At 72.1% G+C, this 15,613-nt stretch carries 12 protein-coding genes and 1 pseudogene; 7 read left to right on the forward strand and 6 right to left on the reverse strand.

Annotated features, from left to right (window positions below):
• Window positions 1-22 precede the first annotated feature (22 nt).
• Complete coding sequence (locus EST54_RS23550; protein WP_129249719.1) at window positions 23-1,045, reverse strand: alpha/beta hydrolase; 1,023 nt, start codon at window positions 1,043-1,045, stop codon at window positions 23-25.
• Window positions 1,046-1,313: 268 nt separating this feature from the next.
• On the opposite strand from EST54_RS23550, the gene EST54_RS23555 reads away from it, so the two are divergent.
• Both EST54_RS23555 and mreB read left to right on the forward strand, forming a co-directional pair.
• Complete coding sequence (locus EST54_RS23555) at window positions 1,314-3,464, forward strand: FUSC family protein (protein ID WP_129249720.1); 2,151 nt, start codon at window positions 1,314-1,316, stop codon at window positions 3,462-3,464.
• A gap of 147 nt (window positions 3,465-3,611) precedes the next feature.
• A complete protein-coding gene (mreB, locus tag EST54_RS23560) occupies window positions 3,612-4,691 on the forward strand; it encodes a rod shape-determining protein (RefSeq protein WP_129249721.1) in 1,080 nt (359 codons plus the stop codon).
• A 116-nt stretch (window positions 4,692-4,807) separates the two neighbouring features.
• Here mreB and EST54_RS23565 read toward each other — a convergent pair whose 3' ends face one another.
• The 3 genes from EST54_RS23565 to EST54_RS23575 form a co-directional block, all read right to left on the reverse strand.
• Entirely contained in the window at window positions 4,808-5,101 is a 294-nt protein-coding gene (locus tag EST54_RS23565; protein WP_129249722.1) for a hypothetical protein, read from the reverse strand.
• Window positions 5,102-5,202: 101 nt separating this feature from the next.
• Window positions 5,203-6,219 carry a hypothetical protein gene (locus EST54_RS23570; RefSeq protein ID WP_129249723.1) on the reverse strand — a complete coding sequence of 339 codons (1,017 nt, stop codon included), beginning with the start codon at window positions 6,217-6,219 and terminating at the stop codon, window positions 5,203-5,205.
• Window positions 6,216-6,593, reverse strand: a complete 378-nt coding sequence (locus tag EST54_RS23575; protein WP_129249729.1) for a PadR family transcriptional regulator — start codon at window positions 6,591-6,593, stop codon at window positions 6,216-6,218. Before EST54_RS23575 ends, EST54_RS23570 begins: the two co-directional genes overlap by 4 nt.
• 279 nt (window positions 6,594-6,872) lie before the next feature.
• Here EST54_RS23575 and EST54_RS23580 point away from each other — a divergent pair, with 279 nt between their 5' ends.
• Both EST54_RS23580 and EST54_RS23585 read left to right on the forward strand, forming a co-directional pair.
• Entirely contained in the window at window positions 6,873-7,976 is a 1,104-nt protein-coding gene (locus EST54_RS23580; protein ID WP_129249724.1) for an alpha/beta fold hydrolase, read from the forward strand.
• A gap of 311 nt (window positions 7,977-8,287) precedes the next feature.
• Complete coding sequence (locus EST54_RS23585; RefSeq protein ID WP_239012423.1) at window positions 8,288-9,757, forward strand: IPT/TIG domain-containing protein; 1,470 nt, start codon at window positions 8,288-8,290, stop codon at window positions 9,755-9,757.
• 30 nt (window positions 9,758-9,787) lie between these two features.
• Here the strand turns inward: EST54_RS23585 and EST54_RS23590 are convergent, their stop codons facing one another.
• Window positions 9,788-10,552 carry a TetR/AcrR family transcriptional regulator gene (locus EST54_RS23590; RefSeq protein WP_244942599.1) on the reverse strand — a complete coding sequence of 255 codons (765 nt, stop codon included), beginning with the start codon at window positions 10,550-10,552 and terminating at the stop codon, window positions 9,788-9,790.
• 182 nt (window positions 10,553-10,734) lie between these two features.
• On the opposite strand from EST54_RS23590, the gene EST54_RS23595 reads away from it, so the two are divergent.
• Both EST54_RS23595 and EST54_RS23600 read left to right on the forward strand, forming a co-directional pair.
• Window positions 10,735-12,012, forward strand: coding sequence for an FAD-dependent monooxygenase (locus tag EST54_RS23595; protein WP_129249731.1), 1,278 nt, complete (start codon window positions 10,735-10,737; stop codon window positions 12,010-12,012).
• A gap of 349 nt (window positions 12,013-12,361) precedes the next feature.
• Complete coding sequence (locus EST54_RS23600; RefSeq protein WP_129249726.1) at window positions 12,362-13,162, forward strand: IPT/TIG domain-containing protein; 801 nt, start codon at window positions 12,362-12,364, stop codon at window positions 13,160-13,162.
• A 110-nt stretch (window positions 13,163-13,272) separates the two neighbouring features.
• Here EST54_RS23600 and EST54_RS23605 read toward each other — a convergent pair whose 3' ends face one another.
• Window positions 13,273-14,322, reverse strand: a complete 1,050-nt coding sequence (locus EST54_RS23605) for a tyrosine-type recombinase/integrase (RefSeq protein ID WP_129249727.1) — start codon at window positions 14,320-14,322, stop codon at window positions 13,273-13,275.
• Between the two features lie 841 nt (window positions 14,323-15,163).
• Between EST54_RS23605 and EST54_RS35110 the strand changes: the two are divergent.
• Window positions 15,164-15,613: pseudogene (locus tag EST54_RS35110) on the forward strand (hypothetical protein); the annotation flags it as partial.

Genomic DNA, 15,613 nt, shown 5'->3' on the forward strand with positions numbered 1-15,613 from the left:
CGGCCGGCCCCGGTCCTGCCGGTCAGGCGGTCGGCCCCGTCATCTGCGCGCTGACCCACTGCATCGTGCCCTCGCCCAGGCCCTGCACATAGGTCCCCGCGCTGTGGGTGCCGTTCGGCACGATGTGCAGCCGGGTGTGCACCGGGCCGTGCCCGTACTGGCGGATGAACTTCCGCACCTTCGGCAGCACCGTGTACTCCCGGGAGCCGTCCTGGAAGGCGAGGTAGACCGGCGGTCCGCCGCGCGCGATCAGCCGGCGGGCCAGGACCTCCGGGTTGTTGTCCCGCTCCTCCTTGGCGTGCCCGTTCCACAGCGGCGAGTCGGGCACGATGTCCGGCCCGTTGGGTATCGCCACCTTGAACGTCTCCGGGTTCTGCAGCACATTCTTCAGCGCCGCGAACCCGCCCGACGAGGAGCCCATGATCGCCCAGGCGTCGCGGGTCTTGAGGGTGCGGAAGTTCTGCCGTACGAGGTCGGGCACGTCCTTGCTCAGCCAGGTGCCGATCTTCGGCTGGCCCGGTATGTCGCTGCCGTCGTAGTACTGCTTGTCATTGGGGTTCAGCACCGGCATGACGACGATGAACGGCAGGCTGGTGCCGTTCTTGGACCACTGGGCGAGGTTCTCCTCCAGCTTCAGGTCGGAGCCGATCCAGTAGTTGACGGGGTAGCCGTAGGAGCCGGGCAGCGCCTCCATCACCGGGAAGCCCTTGTTGGCGTTCCGCTTCTCGTAGTACTCCGGCGGCGCCCACACCCACACCTTGCCGGTGAAGCCGGACTTGGGGCCGTGCAGGGTGGTCACGCCGATCGGGGTGTTCTGGCCGGCCCCGCCGACCCGGCTCTCCTCGGTGAAGCTGATCGGCCGGGTGGGCCACTGCACCAGCGAGTGCTTCCCCGGGGGTGTGCGGTGCAGCGAGGCGCCCGTCTTGGGGCCGCCGCCGAAGCGGACGGGGGAAGCCTGGGAGGCGCTGGTGCCGCAGCCGGCCGTGGCGGCGAGAACGGTCAGGGCGATCAACGCGATCACCGTACGGAACAGGGCTTTGTGCACGGGGCCTTCTCCTTGCCGAACACCCGGGGACGGTCCGGGCTGAACAACAAGAGGGGGCCCGCGCGGCGCATGGTTTCCCTTCCGGGGTGTCGGATTGGTCGCACCATCTGCCCGGAATCCGGGCATCCCCTTTCTGACCTGCGATGTTTTACGCGCAACGGAAGGGTGGTTTACCGGGATTTTCCGGGTGGGCGGGGCGGGAGCCCCGCCCACCCGGCTCGCCGGCGCCCTCCGGGAACCCCCGCCGGTGGCCCGTATCCTCGTCGCCATGACCTGGTCGCGTGCGCTCAAGGACGCCGCCCGCTCGGGGCTGACCATCGAGCGGACCAAGCTCACCCCCTTGATCGCCCTTCGCGGCTCGGTCGGCGTCGCCCTGGTCATCGGCCTGTGCCTGTGGCGCGGCGATCCGGTCCTCGCGGTCTCCTCCGCCTTCGGCGCGTTCTCCTCCGGCATCGTCACCTTCCAGCGCAGCATGCGGCCGCGCCCGGTGCTCGCCCTCGCCGTCGCCGGCGCACTGGCGGTCTCCACCTTCCTCGGCTACCTGGCCGCCGCCCATCTCCTCGCCTTCGTGCTGCTCCTCGCCGGCTGGACCTTCCTGGCCGGGATGGCCTGGGCGATCGGCCCGGTCGCCGGGCTCGCCGGCACCCAGACCGTGGCGATCATGCTGGTCACGGTCACCCTGCCGACGTCCGTCCTCGGTGCGCTGCAGCACGCCGCCCTGATCTTCTTCGGCGGCGTCGTCCAGGCCGCCCTCATCGTGCTCTTCCCGGTCCGCCCCTGGGGCGTCCAGCGCGATGCGCTCGCCGACGCGCTGGCCGCCGAGGCGGATTACGCGCGGCGGCTGCGGCAGGACCCGGTCGCCCCGTTCGATCCGGCGCCCCTGATGGACGCCCGGATCGCCTCCGCCGTGACCCCGCGTCAGGCCAGGCGGCGCCCCGTACAGCTGCACGGCCCCCGCGGCCTCGCCGAGCGCGTCCGCCCGGTCCTCGCCTCCCTCGCCGACCCGGTCGTCGGCGCCCCGCCGGAAGGGCCCGAGCGCGACCGTGCCCGCGATCTGCTGGGTGCCGCGGCCACCGTCCTGGACGCCGTCGCCTTCGCGGTACGGCACGCCAAGCCGGTGCGGCTGCCTCCCGAGGCGATGGCCGTCCTCGAAGTCCCCGCCACCGGCCCGATGCTCCACGGCGCCGCCCGCCGCTCCGCCTACCGCCTGATCTCCCTGCTCGCGGACGCCGTCGAACTCACCGATGAGCCGGTCGAGGCCACCCGCCCCACCACCGAGGCCGAACGCGGTCATCTGCTGCGCCCCAGCGTCCCCCGGCTGGTCCCGGTCGCGCTGCGCTCCCTGCATCGCGAGGCCCGCTGGACCTCCCATGTCTTCCGGCACGCCCTGCGGGTCGCCGCGGTCGCCGCCGCCGGCTATCTGCTGGGTACCGCGCTCCCGTTCGGCCACGGCTACTGGGCGCCGCTCGCCTCCGTCATGGTGATGCGCCCGGACTTCGCCCAGACCTACTCCCGCGGCGTCGCCCGCTTTTGCGGCACCCTCGTCGGCGTCGCCGTCGCGGGCGGGCTGATGGCCCTGGCCCACCCGGGCCTGTACGTCAGCGCCGCCCTGGCCGTGGTCTGTGTCGGGCTGATGTATCTGCTGATGCGTACGGGCTTCTCGGTGACCTCGGCGTGTGTGGCCGCCTATGTGGTCTTCCTGCTCGGCATCGCGGGCGCGGGCTGGCAGCAGACCGTCCAGGAACGCGTCGTGCTCACCCTCCTCGGCGGGCTGCTCGCGATGCTGTCGTACGCGCTGTTCCCGGCCTGGGAGACGCCCCGGCTCCGCGACCGCCTCGCCGAATGGCTGGCGGCCAACGGGCATTACGCCCTGGCCGTGTACGACCTCTACGCCACGCCCGCCGAACGCCGCCCCCGGCAGATCCGCGACGCCCTGCTGGACGCCCGTGCGGCCCGCGCGGCCTGGGAGGAGACCGAGGCCCGCGCCGAGAAGGAACCCGTACGCCACCGCGGGCTGTCCCCGGCCTCGGCGAAGGCGGCCGGTGCCGCGCTGGCCACCATGGGCCGGGTCACCATGATCCTGGAGGTCCATCTCCCCGAGCGCGACGCGGACGCCTCGCCCGGCGCCACCGCCTTCGCCTTCGAACTGCGCACCTCCCTGGAGGACGCCACCGAAGCGGTCCGGGAGCGGGGCGAAGTGAACTGGAGCACGCTGCGCGCCGTATGGGAGAGATGGGACGCGGAGGACGAGAGCCGCGGCGTCGCCCTGCGCGTCGCCGAGCTGCTCGTCGACGCCCTCGACGACGTGGCCGAGGCGCTGTCCCGGGAGCCGGACCGGGCGGAGTACGCGGCACCGGACACGGAACGGGACACGGCATCGGACACGGCACGGGACAGAGAAGGGAACGGTGGCGGATGAGGCGGCGGACCGCGGTGGCGGGAACCAATCCGGGCCCCCGGTAGTCTTATTAATTGCCCGCAATGAACGCCATTGGTAGCCCATGGGGTTGTCTGCGGTGCAATGCCCAGGATTCCGTCCCCTCTCCAGAGAGCACATGAACTCCCCATGGCGTCCAGCACTTCGTCCGGTACGTACGACATAGGCATCGACCTCGGCACCGCCAACACCCTGGTGTACTCCCGCGGCAAGGGCGTGGTGCTGAACGAGCCGTCCGTCGTCGCGGTCAACGCCTCCGGTGAGGTGATCGCCGTGGGGGAGGAGGCCAAGCGGACCATCGGGCGCACGCCGTCCGGGATCACCGCGATGCGCCCCCTCCGGGAGGGCGTGATCGCCGACTTCGACGCCGCCGAGCAGATGCTGCGCGCCCTGATGAAGAAGGCCCTGCCCAGCCGCCGCTTCTCCCGGCCGCGGGTGGTCATCTGCGTCCCGTCCGGCATCACGGGCGTGGAGCGGCGCGCGGTCGTCGACTCCGCCAAGGCCGCCGGCGCCCGTGAGGTGCACCTCATCGAGGAGCCGATGGCCGCCGCGATCGGCGCCGGCCTTCCGGTGGACGAGCCGGTGGGCTGCATGGTGGTGGACATCGGCGGCGGCACCACCGAGGTCGCCGTCGTCTCCCTGGGCGGTCTGGTCACCGCCCAGTCCGTACGGGTCGCCGGGGACGCCCTGGACGCCGCCGTCACCTCCTACGTCAAGAAGAAGCACTCCCTGGCCATCGGCGAGCGCACCGCCGAGGACATCAAGATCGCGATCGGCTCGGCGGCCTGGACCCCGGTCGGGACCGACGAGGACGGCGCCGCGGAACGCGCCACCTCCTACACGGTCCGCGGCCGCGACCACGTCAACGGCCTGCCCCGGATCCAGGAGATCACCGAGGAGGAGATCCGCGAGGCCCTGGCCGAACCGGTCGACGCGATCGTCCAGGCCGTCCACCGCACCCTCGACGAATGCCCCCCGGAGCTCTCCGGCGACATCGTCGAGCGCGGGATCGCCCTCACCGGCGGCGGCGCCCTGCTCCGCGGCCTGGACCAGCGGCTGCGCCAGGAGATGGGCGTCCCCGTGTCGGTCGCCGACGAGCCCCTGGACTGCGTGGTCAACGGCACCGCCAAGTGCGTCGACGAATTCGCCAGCCTGCACGGCCTGCTGACCGGCGCCAAGCAACAGCCCAGGAAGACGGTGCGGTTGTAGGGGCGGGAGCCGGCCGGGCACCCGGCGCGGGCTGTCGCTGCGGGGGCTGCCCGCAGCGGCGGCCCGTCCGCCGGGGGCGCGGCGCCGCGCCCCCTCCCGGTGAGGTACGCCCCCGGTCAGCCACACCCCTCCCCGGTGCGGCGAACATGCCGTTCCGCGTTGAGGAAGAGCAGGTTGGCGGCGCCTGGCCGCACCAGGAAGTGGGAGAACTCCTCGGCGTCCGGTCCCTCGAACGGAATCTCCGCCACGACGGAGCCGGCGGGGTCCTGCCCGTGGGCCAGGTGGAAGACGATGCCGTTCGGCAGGGTTACCCGGATCTCGTCGGCATCGAGGGGGGTCGGAACACCGTCACGGACGACTTCGACGTGGAGCGGTGCCCGTTCATTCGGCGTGGGATCAGTTGTCGGCATGCCGTGATTCTCCCTCGGGGGGCTTGCACCGGACGGCATCGGGAACGGACTTGGCTCCGAGTGCGGGCCTCTCCCGCCTGACGCCGACGGGGGCGGCGGGTTCAGCCGGTCCTCCACCGGGCGGTCAGGCCGCGGGTGCCGGTCGTGGTCAGGGCTGCCGCCAGGGCGGCGATGACGCCTGCCTGCACGGCGCCGGCGGTGAGGAGGGAGCCGGGGGCGTGGGCGTCGGCCAGGAACGCGAGGCCGAGCGTCCGCTCCACCAGCACGGCGAGGCCGAGCGCGGCCAGTGCGAGGGGCAGCGCGGGGTCCCGCGTGTGCTGCGGCGACCGGAACCGGGCGATCAGCCACCCGGCGGCCGCGGCGATGAATGCCGCACCGCCGGCCCATTCCGGGTCCGCGTCCCCGGGCCACACCACGGTCGACGCGCCCATGAGGACGCAGGTGCCCATGAGGACCAGCCCGGGAGACGACAGCGGGAGCCGGGCGGGCGGGGCGTCGCGGTGGAAGCCACAGCACAGGGCGAGGACGGTCAGCCAGGAGAACGCCGCGGCCGTGAGCGAGAAGGAGACCACCAGGGTGTCCTGCCCGCCGCCCAGGTGCTGCGTCACCGATGCCAGGCCGGGAAGGGCCGCGAGGGCGGCGAAGGCGAAGGCGGTGCGCCGGTGGTCGCGCAGCAGCGCCAGGTACGCCACCGTCCACGCCAGCGGAAGCAGCCAGCGCACGACCTCGTACAGCCCGGCCGGAGCGCCATGGCCGGTGAAGCCCATCAGGACCATCTCCCGGTCCTTGGCCGGGGCACCGCGCACCCAGGCCAGGAAGAGGGCCTGCCCGGTCAGCCCGGAAGCCGCCTGCAGCAACACGCTCAGCAGCGCGAACAGGCGCACCACCGCGCCGAGCGTGGCGTAGCGGGCGGGGGCCCCGGCGGCGCCCATCCGGGTGCGGACGGCGAGGGCGGCGATGCTGGCCACCTCGCCCCACGCCGGGCGCAATTCGTCCCGGTTCCGCTCGTCGATCCCGTGCAGGTAGGCCTCCACCATCTCCTCCTCCCGCTCGGCGCGGTAGTAGGAGGGCAGCAGGCGCAGCACGGTGCGGTAGCGCTGTTCGAGCAGGGTCGTCATGCGGTGCCTCCCGCGAGGCCCGGGCGGCGCACCGAGCCGCCGCCGGGGGCCGGCCCGGCGGCCGAGGGGCGGTGGGCGGCGATCCGCTCGGTCGCTGCCCGCGCCCCGGCCGCCATCCGCTGTGCCTCGGCGGACAGCGCCGCCCCACCGGCGTCGGTGAGCCGGTAGTACCTGCGCAGCCGGCCCTGCTGCACCTCCTCGCGGTCCAGCTCGATGAGCCCGTCGGCGGCCAGCCGGTCCAGCACGCCGTACAACGTGCCGATCCGCAGCTGCACATGGCCTTCGGACAGTTCGTCGACCACCTGCACGATCCCGTAGCCGTGCCGCGGCTGGTCGACCAGTGCGGTGAGGACGAAGAACGCAGCTTGCGTCATACCTCGGGGAGTCATGTCGGCACTATATCCTGGCTTCCGATATATGGGGAGAGGGTCGCGCCGTCCCGGCCCTGTCCGAACTGCGTGGCCCCCGCCGTCCGCCCGCCCGGGGCAGTGTCATGATCGTGGCCGGAGGGTCGCCAAGGCCGGGAATCCGAGCGGAAGTTGCCCTCCGGCCACGGAGGCCGCGACCCCTCGCCCGCCTCCGCCGTCCGCCATCGACCGGAAGCCACCACCACCGCCGTCACCAGCACCGCCGAACTCCCCTGGGAGGGATGCATGTCGCAGTCCGCCACGACACCGTCCACACCGTCCCCGTCCACCGCGGGCGGGGCACCGGGAGCACACCCGTCCGCCGCCCCGCTGCCGGAGGCGACGCACCGTACGGTGGAGGTCCCCGGCGGCCGCATCCACCTGGTCGAGCAGGGCACCGGCCCGCTCGTCCTGTTGGTCCACGGATTTCCCGAGTCCTGGTATTCCTGGCGTCACCAGCTCCCCGCGCTCGCGGCGGCGGGCTACCGTGCGGTCGCCATCGACGTCCGCGGCTACGGGCGTTCCTCGAAGCCCCGCGAGGTGTCGGCCTACCGGATGCTGGCCCATGTCGCCGACAATGTCGCGGTGGTGCGCGCCCTCGGTGAGGAGACCGCGGTGATCGCGGGCCATGACTGGGGCTCGCCGATCGCCGCCACCACCGCACTCCTCAGGCCCGACGTCTTCACCGCCGTGGCGCTGCTGAGCGTTCCCTACGCGCCCCGGGGCGAGACCCGGCCCACCGAGGCCTTCGCACGGCTCGGCGGCGACGGGGAGTTCTACATCAGCTACTTCCAGGAGCCCGGGCGGGCGGAGGCGGAGATCGAGCCCGATGTCCGCGGCTGGCTCGCGGGCTTCTACGCCGCGCTCTCGGGCGACGCCGTGCCGCCGTCGGACGCCGTGCCGCCGTCCGCCCCGGGGGACGTCGCCCGCTACTCCGTCCTCCCGGGAGGGAAGCTGTCCGACCGCTTCCCCGAGGACGTCCGACCGCCCCTGCCCTGGCTCACCGAGGCCGACCTGGACTTCTACGCCGGGGAGTTCGAGCGGACCGGCCTGACCGGCGGACTCAACCGCTACCGCAACGTCGACCGGGACTGGGAGGACCTCGCCGCCTGGAACGGTGCCCCGCTCACTCAGCCGGCACTCTTCATCGGCGGGGAATTCGACGCCCCCACCCGCTGGATGTCCGACGCCATCAAGGCCTTCCCCCGTACCCTCCCGGGCCTGTCCGCCTCCCACCTCCTGGACGGCTGCGGCCACTGGGTCCAGCAGGAACGCCCCGCGGAGGTCAACCGGCTGCTGTGCGACTGGCTGCACACGCTGCCCGCGGCCCCCGCCCGCACCGCGGACTGAGAGGTCGCGCGGAGAGCCGCGGTGGGGGACGTCGCGGACACCGCGGCTCCGGCGACCGCGCCGCGCACCCGGCGCGGCGCACCGCGCACACGGAGGACGAACGGCCAACAAGGTGAACCTGGTCGACCTGACGGCAGGAAAAGCACCGGACAACGCAGAGGGGAGGTCTGATTGTGGCGATCCGCTCTGACGGCCGGTTCGGCACAGATCTGCCCTGATGCTGCCGAAAGGCCGTCCCGCCTCCGCACCGGCAAAGCATCCGAGGAGCAGGAACGACGATGGCACCCGATCCGACAATCGCCCAGGTGACCATGACCCTGGCTGCCTTTGCAGCCACCGGGGCCACCCCGCGTCCGTCCGGGGAAACCCTGGAGCAGCAGACCAAACGCATCATCACCGGCATCGACGCGCAGCTGAGCGATCCCACCCTTGCGACGCAGGGCGAGTGGGAGCTGGTGTGGCTCGCCCTGAGCCCGGCCAACGCCAATATGGCCTACCTCGCACGGAGCACCAACGGCTCGAACGAGTTCGCCGTGGTCGCTCGCGGAACGGACGCCGATCTGACCGACATCCTCGAAGACCTCGACGTCGGCACGGTCGTCCCGTTCCCCGACAGCGGATCGCCGACGCCCGTCTACGTGTCCAAGGGGGCAATGGATGCGTTCAAACGGGTTGTCACCGCCCGCTCGATCGCCTCACCTTCCCCGAACGTCACGCTCGCTCAGGCGCTCACCCGCGCGCTCGACTCGGCGCCCTCCTCGCCGCAGCCGACCGTCTATCTGACCGGTCACAGCCTGGGCGGTTGCATCGCCAGCATGCTCGCGCCCTACCTCCAGGCACAGACCTGGCCGAAACAGCCGAAGTTCGCGGTGATGACGTATGCCGCTCCCACCGCCGGCGTGCAGAGCTTCGTCGACTACGTCAACTCCCTGCCGTGGGTCATCGACGAGCGCCAGAACAACGCCTACGACCTGGTGCCGCACGCGTGGGCCGATCTCGACACCCCCGCCGGCTGGTACCCGAGCCCGGGACCGCAGGCGACCGAAGAAGTGAAGCTGCTCATCGGGGCGATCTCCCAGCGCACCAAGGGCAACGTCTACGTCCAGCCCGGCACGCTCTGCCTGATGAACACCGGATACACGAGCCTTGCCAAGAACCTGGTCAACAAGACCACCCAGGACTTCCTCGGCCAGGTCGCCTACCAGCACGCCAACTCCACCTACCTGGACCTGGTGGGGGCGCCTGACGTCCCTTCCGGGCCGGTGGTGACCGACGTGACCCCCACCTTCGGCGCACCAGGCGCCCCGGTGACCATCAACGGCACCGGTTTCAGTCAGGACAGCAAGGTCGACTTCGGTACCTTCGCCTGTGCCGAGCGCGACGTCGTCATCGACCCCTCCGGCAACAGGATCACCGCCAAGGCCCCCAACGGAACCGGCGTCGTCCACGTCCGCGTCACCAACACCCTCGGCACCTCCCCGGCCGTCGCCATGGGGCAGTTCGCCTATGGCGGACCCGCACCTGTGGTGGTCAGTGCGGTCAGCCCGACCAGCGGAAGGGTCGGCACCCCGGTCACCATCCACGGCTCGGGCTTCGCCAACGGCGCCACCGTGCACTTCAAGGACAAGGTGGCCGAATCCACGTTCGTCTCCACCGGCCAGCTGACCGCAACCGCGCCCGGTCAGCTCGACGTCCAGCAGACAGTGAACATCACCGTGACGGTCGGCAAGGCCACCTCTCCCACCAGCCCGGCCGACGAGTTCACCTACACCGGACGGTAGCGACCACACCGGCCGGCGTCCCGGTGGAATCTAAGCCCTGCTCATATAGGCCTCCAGGCCGTCCAGGATCCGCTCCAGGCCGAACTCACCTGCCTGGTCACGTGCGGTGTCGTCGGTCTCGGTGGCGGCGACGGCCGCGGCGATCGCGGGAAAGCGGTCGGTGCGGCCGGCGAGCAGTTCGTTCAGCGCGGCGCTCATGACCTGTTCGGGCTCCTTGGCCCGCGCGCTGCCCAGCCCCATCGAGGCCGACACCTGGGCGATGGCCCGGATGTGGCCGCTCACCACGACCACGGCGTCGAACTGCTCGCCGCCGCTCAGGCCGGTGTCCGCGAGCGCGGCGACGGCGCGTTCGGTCCAGCCGAGTTCGTTGGGGCCCATGACGCGGGGGCCGACGGCCGCGCCCAGCAGCCAGGGATGCCGTTCGTAGACCTCCGCCAGCGCCTTTGCCCAGGCCCGCAGCACCACGCGCCACTGCCCGGCGCCGGATGGGCCCGGGGCGTCCGGCGCCGGCGGTTCCCCCATCGCCATGTCGATCATCAGCGCGACCAGTTCGGTCTTCCCCGGCACATAGCGGTACAAGGACATCTTGGAGAAGTCCAGTTCGGCCGCGATCCGCTGCATGGAGACCGCCCCGAGCCCGCCGGCGTCGGCCAGGGCCAGCGCCGTCCGTGTGATCCGCTCCAGGCTCAGTGCCGGTTTGGGACCCCGGCCGGGCCGTTCGCGCCCGCCCCACAGCAACTCGACGCTGCCCGCCTGATCCCCGAACACGCTGCGCTTCTCGTCATCTCCTGCCACCCCCGCATCCTAAAACTGCGTCCGGGGTACACAAAACTGCGTCCGTCGGATACAGTTTCATCTGTCAGTCCGGCAGATCGACGGGGGAGCGTGCGATGGCGTACGAAGCAGCAGGAGGACGCGGTGGTGTGGAGCGGTCCGAACGGGCCGGGGAGCGGGGGCCGGCGTCCTCGCGGCGCAGCGTGCTGATCTCGGGGGCCAGCGTCGCCGGACCGGCCCTGGCCCACTGGCTCGTCCGCTACGGCTTCCGCGTCACGGTGGTCGAGATGGCCCCCGCCCTGCGTGGCGGCGGCTTCGCGGTCGACTTCCGGGGCGCGGCCCACCTCCAGGTCCTGGAGCGCATGGGAGTCCTGGCGGACATCAGGAGCCACGGCACCGGCGGCGGCGCCCCGCTGAGCTTCATCGACGGACAGGGCCGTCAACTGGCCTCCCTCCCCGCCGAGTTCACTGGCGGCGAGGTCGAAATACTCCGGTCGCAGCTGTCCCGCATCCTCTACGAGCACGGCCTGACCCCGCCCGGTGCCGCCCCCGGCGGTGCGCCCGAGTACCTCTTCGGCGACTCCGTCTCCGGCCTGACCCAGACCGCCGACGGCGTGCATGTCACGTTCGAACGGGGCGCGCCGCGCACCTTCGACCTCGTGATCGGCGCCGACGGCCAGCACTCCACCGTGCGCCGGCTCGCCTTCGGCCCCGAGGAGGAGTTCGTCAGCCACCTCGGCTACTACGTATCCGCCTGGGACCTGCCCGCGGACGCGGGGGACCTCGGTGCCCGCCAGGTCGGCTACGGCGAACCGGGCCGGCTGGCCACGGTCGGCAGGGTGCCCCGCCGCGACCGGGAAGCGGGCTACACGGGCGAATCCTTCTGCGTCTTCGCCGCGGAGGAACTCTCCTACGACCGACGCGACCTCCGGTCCCAGAAGGCGGCGGTGGCCGCGGCCTTCGAGGGAGCCGGCTGGCGGACGCCGGAGGTGATCGGAAGTCTCCGGGGCGCCCGGGACCTCTACTTCGACTCCATCAGCCGGGTCGACGTGCCGACGTGGTCCACGGGCCGCATCGCCCTCCTGGGCGACGCCGCCCACGGTGCCACGGTCGGTGGGATGGGTACCGGCTCGGCGGTCGTCGGTGCCTATGTCCTCGCCGGTGAACTGGCTCTCGCCGGTGGCGACCACGCCACGGCCTTCGCCCGCTACGAACAGCAGCTGCGCCCCTATGTGACCCGATGCCAGGAGGGCGGCCGCGGCGCAGGCGAATTCCTTGCCCCGCCCACCCAGGAGGCCATGGACGCCCGCAACGCCCTCCTGAACGACCCGTCCGCCCTCGCCGCCATGCTGGGGGAGGGCGATGACCTCTCCGCAGCAATCGAGTTGGCGGACTACCCGTCACTGGTGGAAGCAGCGGCCGCCGCCCCTGCCGGGCCCACGGGCGGGAGGGGGATACGGACGGCGGGCGGAGCGGGGTGATGTTGTGTGGTGACGGGATTGCACGCTGAGCCGAAAGGGTGCTCCGGGGTCAACGTGATTGCCCGGTGTGCACTCTTCTGGATTACTGGTGGTGCCTGGTCGGCGGGCCGTCCATCCCCCTCGGGCTCCGGTAGTCGGCCCACCCACCAGCCCTCTTCGCTGCAGGGCTCGAAGGGCGGCCAGTGACGCGACGGCCCTTGTGCACCGGCCAGGTGTGAGCCGGCCGTGGCGCGCCGCCTGCGTCGTCCTCCTGTGCGGCCCGGCTGCTGTCAGTGCCCGGTCCCGGCGTGTGCCCCACCTCTGTCACGAGCGGGCCGGGCTACGCGCTCACACAGCAGGAGGACCCAGAATGTCCACACCCACACCGCAGGCAGCTCTGCCGCCCTTCGGGCCCACCCTGATCGCCACCCTGCCGAACTCGGGCCCGCCCGCGGGCAACAACACCGTCACGCTGCTCGGTCTCGGCCTGGCGGGCGCCACCAGCGTCCTGTTCGGCGGGGCGACGGCGACCATCGTCGGGCAGGACCCGCTGGGCCTGACCGTCACGGTCGTGGCCCCGGCGCACGCCGCGGGTACCGTCCAGGTCACCGTCACCACCGGCAGCGGTACCAGCAACCCGGTGTCGTACACCTACGTCGCGCCGCTCCCGCCGGCCGCCGCGACCATCACGCCCAACTCGGGGCCGGTCGCGGGCGGTACCTCGTTCGTCATCGCCGGGTCGAATCTGCAGAACGCCACCGTCACCATCGGTGGCAACGCGGCGACCGTGCTGGGCACGGACCCGACCGGCACGGTGCTGCTCGGTGTCACTCCCGCCGGGCCTGCCGCGGGAGGCAATGTCCCGGTCGTGGTGACGACCTCGGCGGGCACCGCGAGTGTGCCCGGCGGGTTCACCTACCTCGCGCCGGCTCCGACGATCACCGGTACGGTGACGCCGGCCACCGCCTCGGCGGGAGCGACGTTCACCGTCGTCGGGACCAACCTGGCCGGTGCGACCGTGCTGTTCGGGGCCGCGCCCGCCACGGGCGTGGTGGTCAGCGGCACCGTCCTGACCGGGATCGTTCCGCCCGGAACCGTCGGTTCGACGGTGCAGGTGACCGTGCAGACCGCGGGCGGCAGCGCCGGCGCGGGGACGTTCACCTACGTGTGAGGGCCCGCGCACCGGGGCGCCAGCCCGGGCCACGGCCTTGAGGTCCACGGGCGCGTGCGGGCCCGACCGGACCTGACCCGACCGGAGCTGGCCGGAGCGCCCCGGTGCGGTCATCCCTGAGGCCGTTGCAGGAAAAGGGTTCGGCCCCCGCCCGGTGTACGGGCGGGGGCCGGACTTGCCGGTGGTTCCCCATGGTTCCGCGCGGGGAGCGGATGCCGGTCGGGGGGCAGATACCGCCGGGCGTCCTCCAGGGGGCGTCCGGAGGCGCCGCACAACAAGGGCAGCGGCAGCCCGGCGTCCGCCATCCATGTCAGTCCGGTGTGCCGGAGGTCCTGGCGCCGGAGGTACTCGTGACCGAGCTCGGTCACCACATCGTCCCAGTGGGTGGTGTCCCGCAGGACGGCGGCGGTGAAGCGGCTGCCGTCCGGGCCGGTGAACAGCCGGGCGTGCGGGAGGTGGCGCGCCGAGTCCAGCCGCGCGGCCGCCAGTTCGCGGGCGGCGGGGCGCAGCGGCACGATCCGCTGGTGCCGGCCCCGGCAGGCCCGGTCGCCGAGGCCGTCGGGTTCGGACACGGTGAAGCGCTGGACGTGCCAGGTCCAGGTGCTCACATCGACGTCCTGGGCCTGCAGGGCGGACACCTCGCTGAAGCGGGTACCGGTCCAGGCGGCGAACCGGACGACGTCCCCCCAACCCTCGTGGCCGTCGGAGGACCGCTGCACGAGCGAAGCCGCCAGCCGCTCCAGCGTCCGCACGTCCGGCAGGGCCAGCGCCCTGGGCGTGGTGCGCTCGCTCTGCGCGCGCTGGTACTCCTGCTGCCAGCCGGCCACCCGGGCCGGATTGGCGTCGAGCACCCCGTCGCGTACCGCCTGCTCCAGGACTCGGACGAGCACGGCAAGGCTGTTCTTCACCGTCGACAGGCCGCATTCGTCGGCGATCCAGCAGTGCAGGGCGCGATTGACGACCCGGCGGGTGACCTTGCGGACGGGGACGTGGCCGATGCTGGGGACGACCCGCAGCCGCCACCCGGCCTGGTACGGGGACATGGTCAGCGTTTCCAGGCCGTGCATCGCGGCCGGCCACCGCCGTTCCCCGTAGGCGGCGAGTGACAGCGCATGGATCTCGTCCCCGGGGGCAAACGGATACCCGGCGTCATTGTTCATTATCGAATCACCCTTGTCTGGTCGGGGAGTTATTCGGCCGGCCGGCACCGATGGCGCGATTCACTCGGGAGCGCGAAATCGGAATCGAGGAATCCGGTCACCCCATGCCCGGGGCGGTGCAGTGAACTGTGAGCTCCGGCGGAGAGCGCTTTGACGTGCTGTCCGCCATGGTGGGGGACGAGGGCCGGGCCCCAAGGCCGGTAAATGTCCGAGCCCTACAGCACGGACGGTCCGCGCCGACGGCCTCCCGCGGATCAGTCACAGGTACGGGAGAATTGTGGACGCGGTGCCAACTAGGCTAAGTGCAAAGGGAGATGTGACTGCGGAGCGGGAGTGAAGGATGCTGTAATGACTTCCGTTGTCATGGTCGTGATGGCGCGAGGCCACCGACTAATGCCGACCGGCCGGTCCGTATGCGTTCCGCGCACAAGAATGACAAGCGGCCGCCTTGCCTGGCCAGGCGGTTCCGGCTCGTGACCGGGCGGGGGCGGTCGGCAATCAAACGCTTCATCAGCCATGTGTGGAATAAAGGCATCCCCTAAGGCCATTGCGCAAGTTGGTACGAGTTTCCACTTTTCGCGCTGCTCCGAACGGGTGGCCTTATCGATTGACTGTTGTAGCGCGACGAGCCGCATGGATAACTAGTTCCATCCAACCGGTGGGCCGCCCATCCTCTCCGGGGAGCGGCACCTGGCCTACCCGTTGGCCCGGCCCCAGCGCCTGGTTGCGGTCAGACCGAGATGCCGTATGGGCGTCCCCGGTAGAGGGTTTTGGATCCGTCAGCCGGTGCCGATTCCTCGGCACCGGCTGATCGGCCCCCCACATTCGGTCAGGGGGCTTCATGCGAACTCTTTCCTTCATTCGCTGGACCGACGGTGTCCGCACCGGGATCCTGAGCCTCACCATGGCGGCACCGGCACCTGGCGCCGCCGGCAACGACACGAGTGTCACGACCCCGGCGCCATACGGGAAAACGGCGTGCGCCGCCCCCGTCGGCCCGGCACCCGCGGCCGGCAACGGCCGCCGGACTCCCGCTCCGTACGGCATCTCCGTGCTCAACGCCTCCCGCGACACCGGAAGTTCGAGTGGCGCGAGGCTCCGGCGCACCGGCGCGGCGTGCCCGGCGGCAGTGCGCCGCCCCCTCGCCCGCCTGCATCCCCGCGGGCGGTTCCGCCTCCGCGCGCAGGGCGGCACGGTGCCCGTCCCCGGCGCCGCCGGACGCCTCGTACCGGCCGTGCCCCGCGCGCCGAAGGCCCCCGGCGGCGGCGCTCCTGCCGCCGGCCCCCGCCGC

Source organism: Streptomyces sioyaensis (assembly GCF_004122735.1).
Classification (GTDB): domain Bacteria; phylum Actinomycetota; class Actinomycetes; order Streptomycetales; family Streptomycetaceae; genus Streptomyces; species Streptomyces sioyaensis.

Coding starts and splice junctions, on each gene's coding strand:
- EST54_RS23555 (WP_129249720.1), top strand. CDS start 1,314: ATGACCTGGTCGCGTGCGCTCAAGGACGCCGCCCGCTCGGGGCTGACC.
- mreB (WP_129249721.1), top strand. CDS start 3,612: ATGGCGTCCAGCACTTCGTCCGGTACGTACGACATAGGCATCGACCTC.
- EST54_RS23565 (WP_129249722.1), bottom strand. CDS start 5,101: ATGCCGACAACTGATCCCACGCCGAATGAACGGGCACCGCTCCACGTC.
- EST54_RS23570 (WP_129249723.1), bottom strand. CDS start 6,219: ATGACGACCCTGCTCGAACAGCGCTACCGCACCGTGCTGCGCCTGCTG.
- EST54_RS23575 (WP_129249729.1), bottom strand. CDS start 6,593: ATGACGCAAGCTGCGTTCTTCGTCCTCACCGCACTGGTCGACCAGCCG.
- EST54_RS23580 (WP_129249724.1), top strand. CDS start 6,873: ATGTCGCAGTCCGCCACGACACCGTCCACACCGTCCCCGTCCACCGCG.
- EST54_RS23585 (WP_239012423.1), top strand. CDS start 8,288: ATGACCCTGGCTGCCTTTGCAGCCACCGGGGCCACCCCGCGTCCGTCC.
- EST54_RS23600 (WP_129249726.1), top strand. CDS start 12,362: ATGTCCACACCCACACCGCAGGCAGCTCTGCCGCCCTTCGGGCCCACC.
- EST54_RS23605 (WP_129249727.1), bottom strand. CDS start 14,322: ATGAACAATGACGCCGGGTATCCGTTTGCCCCCGGGGACGAGATCCAT.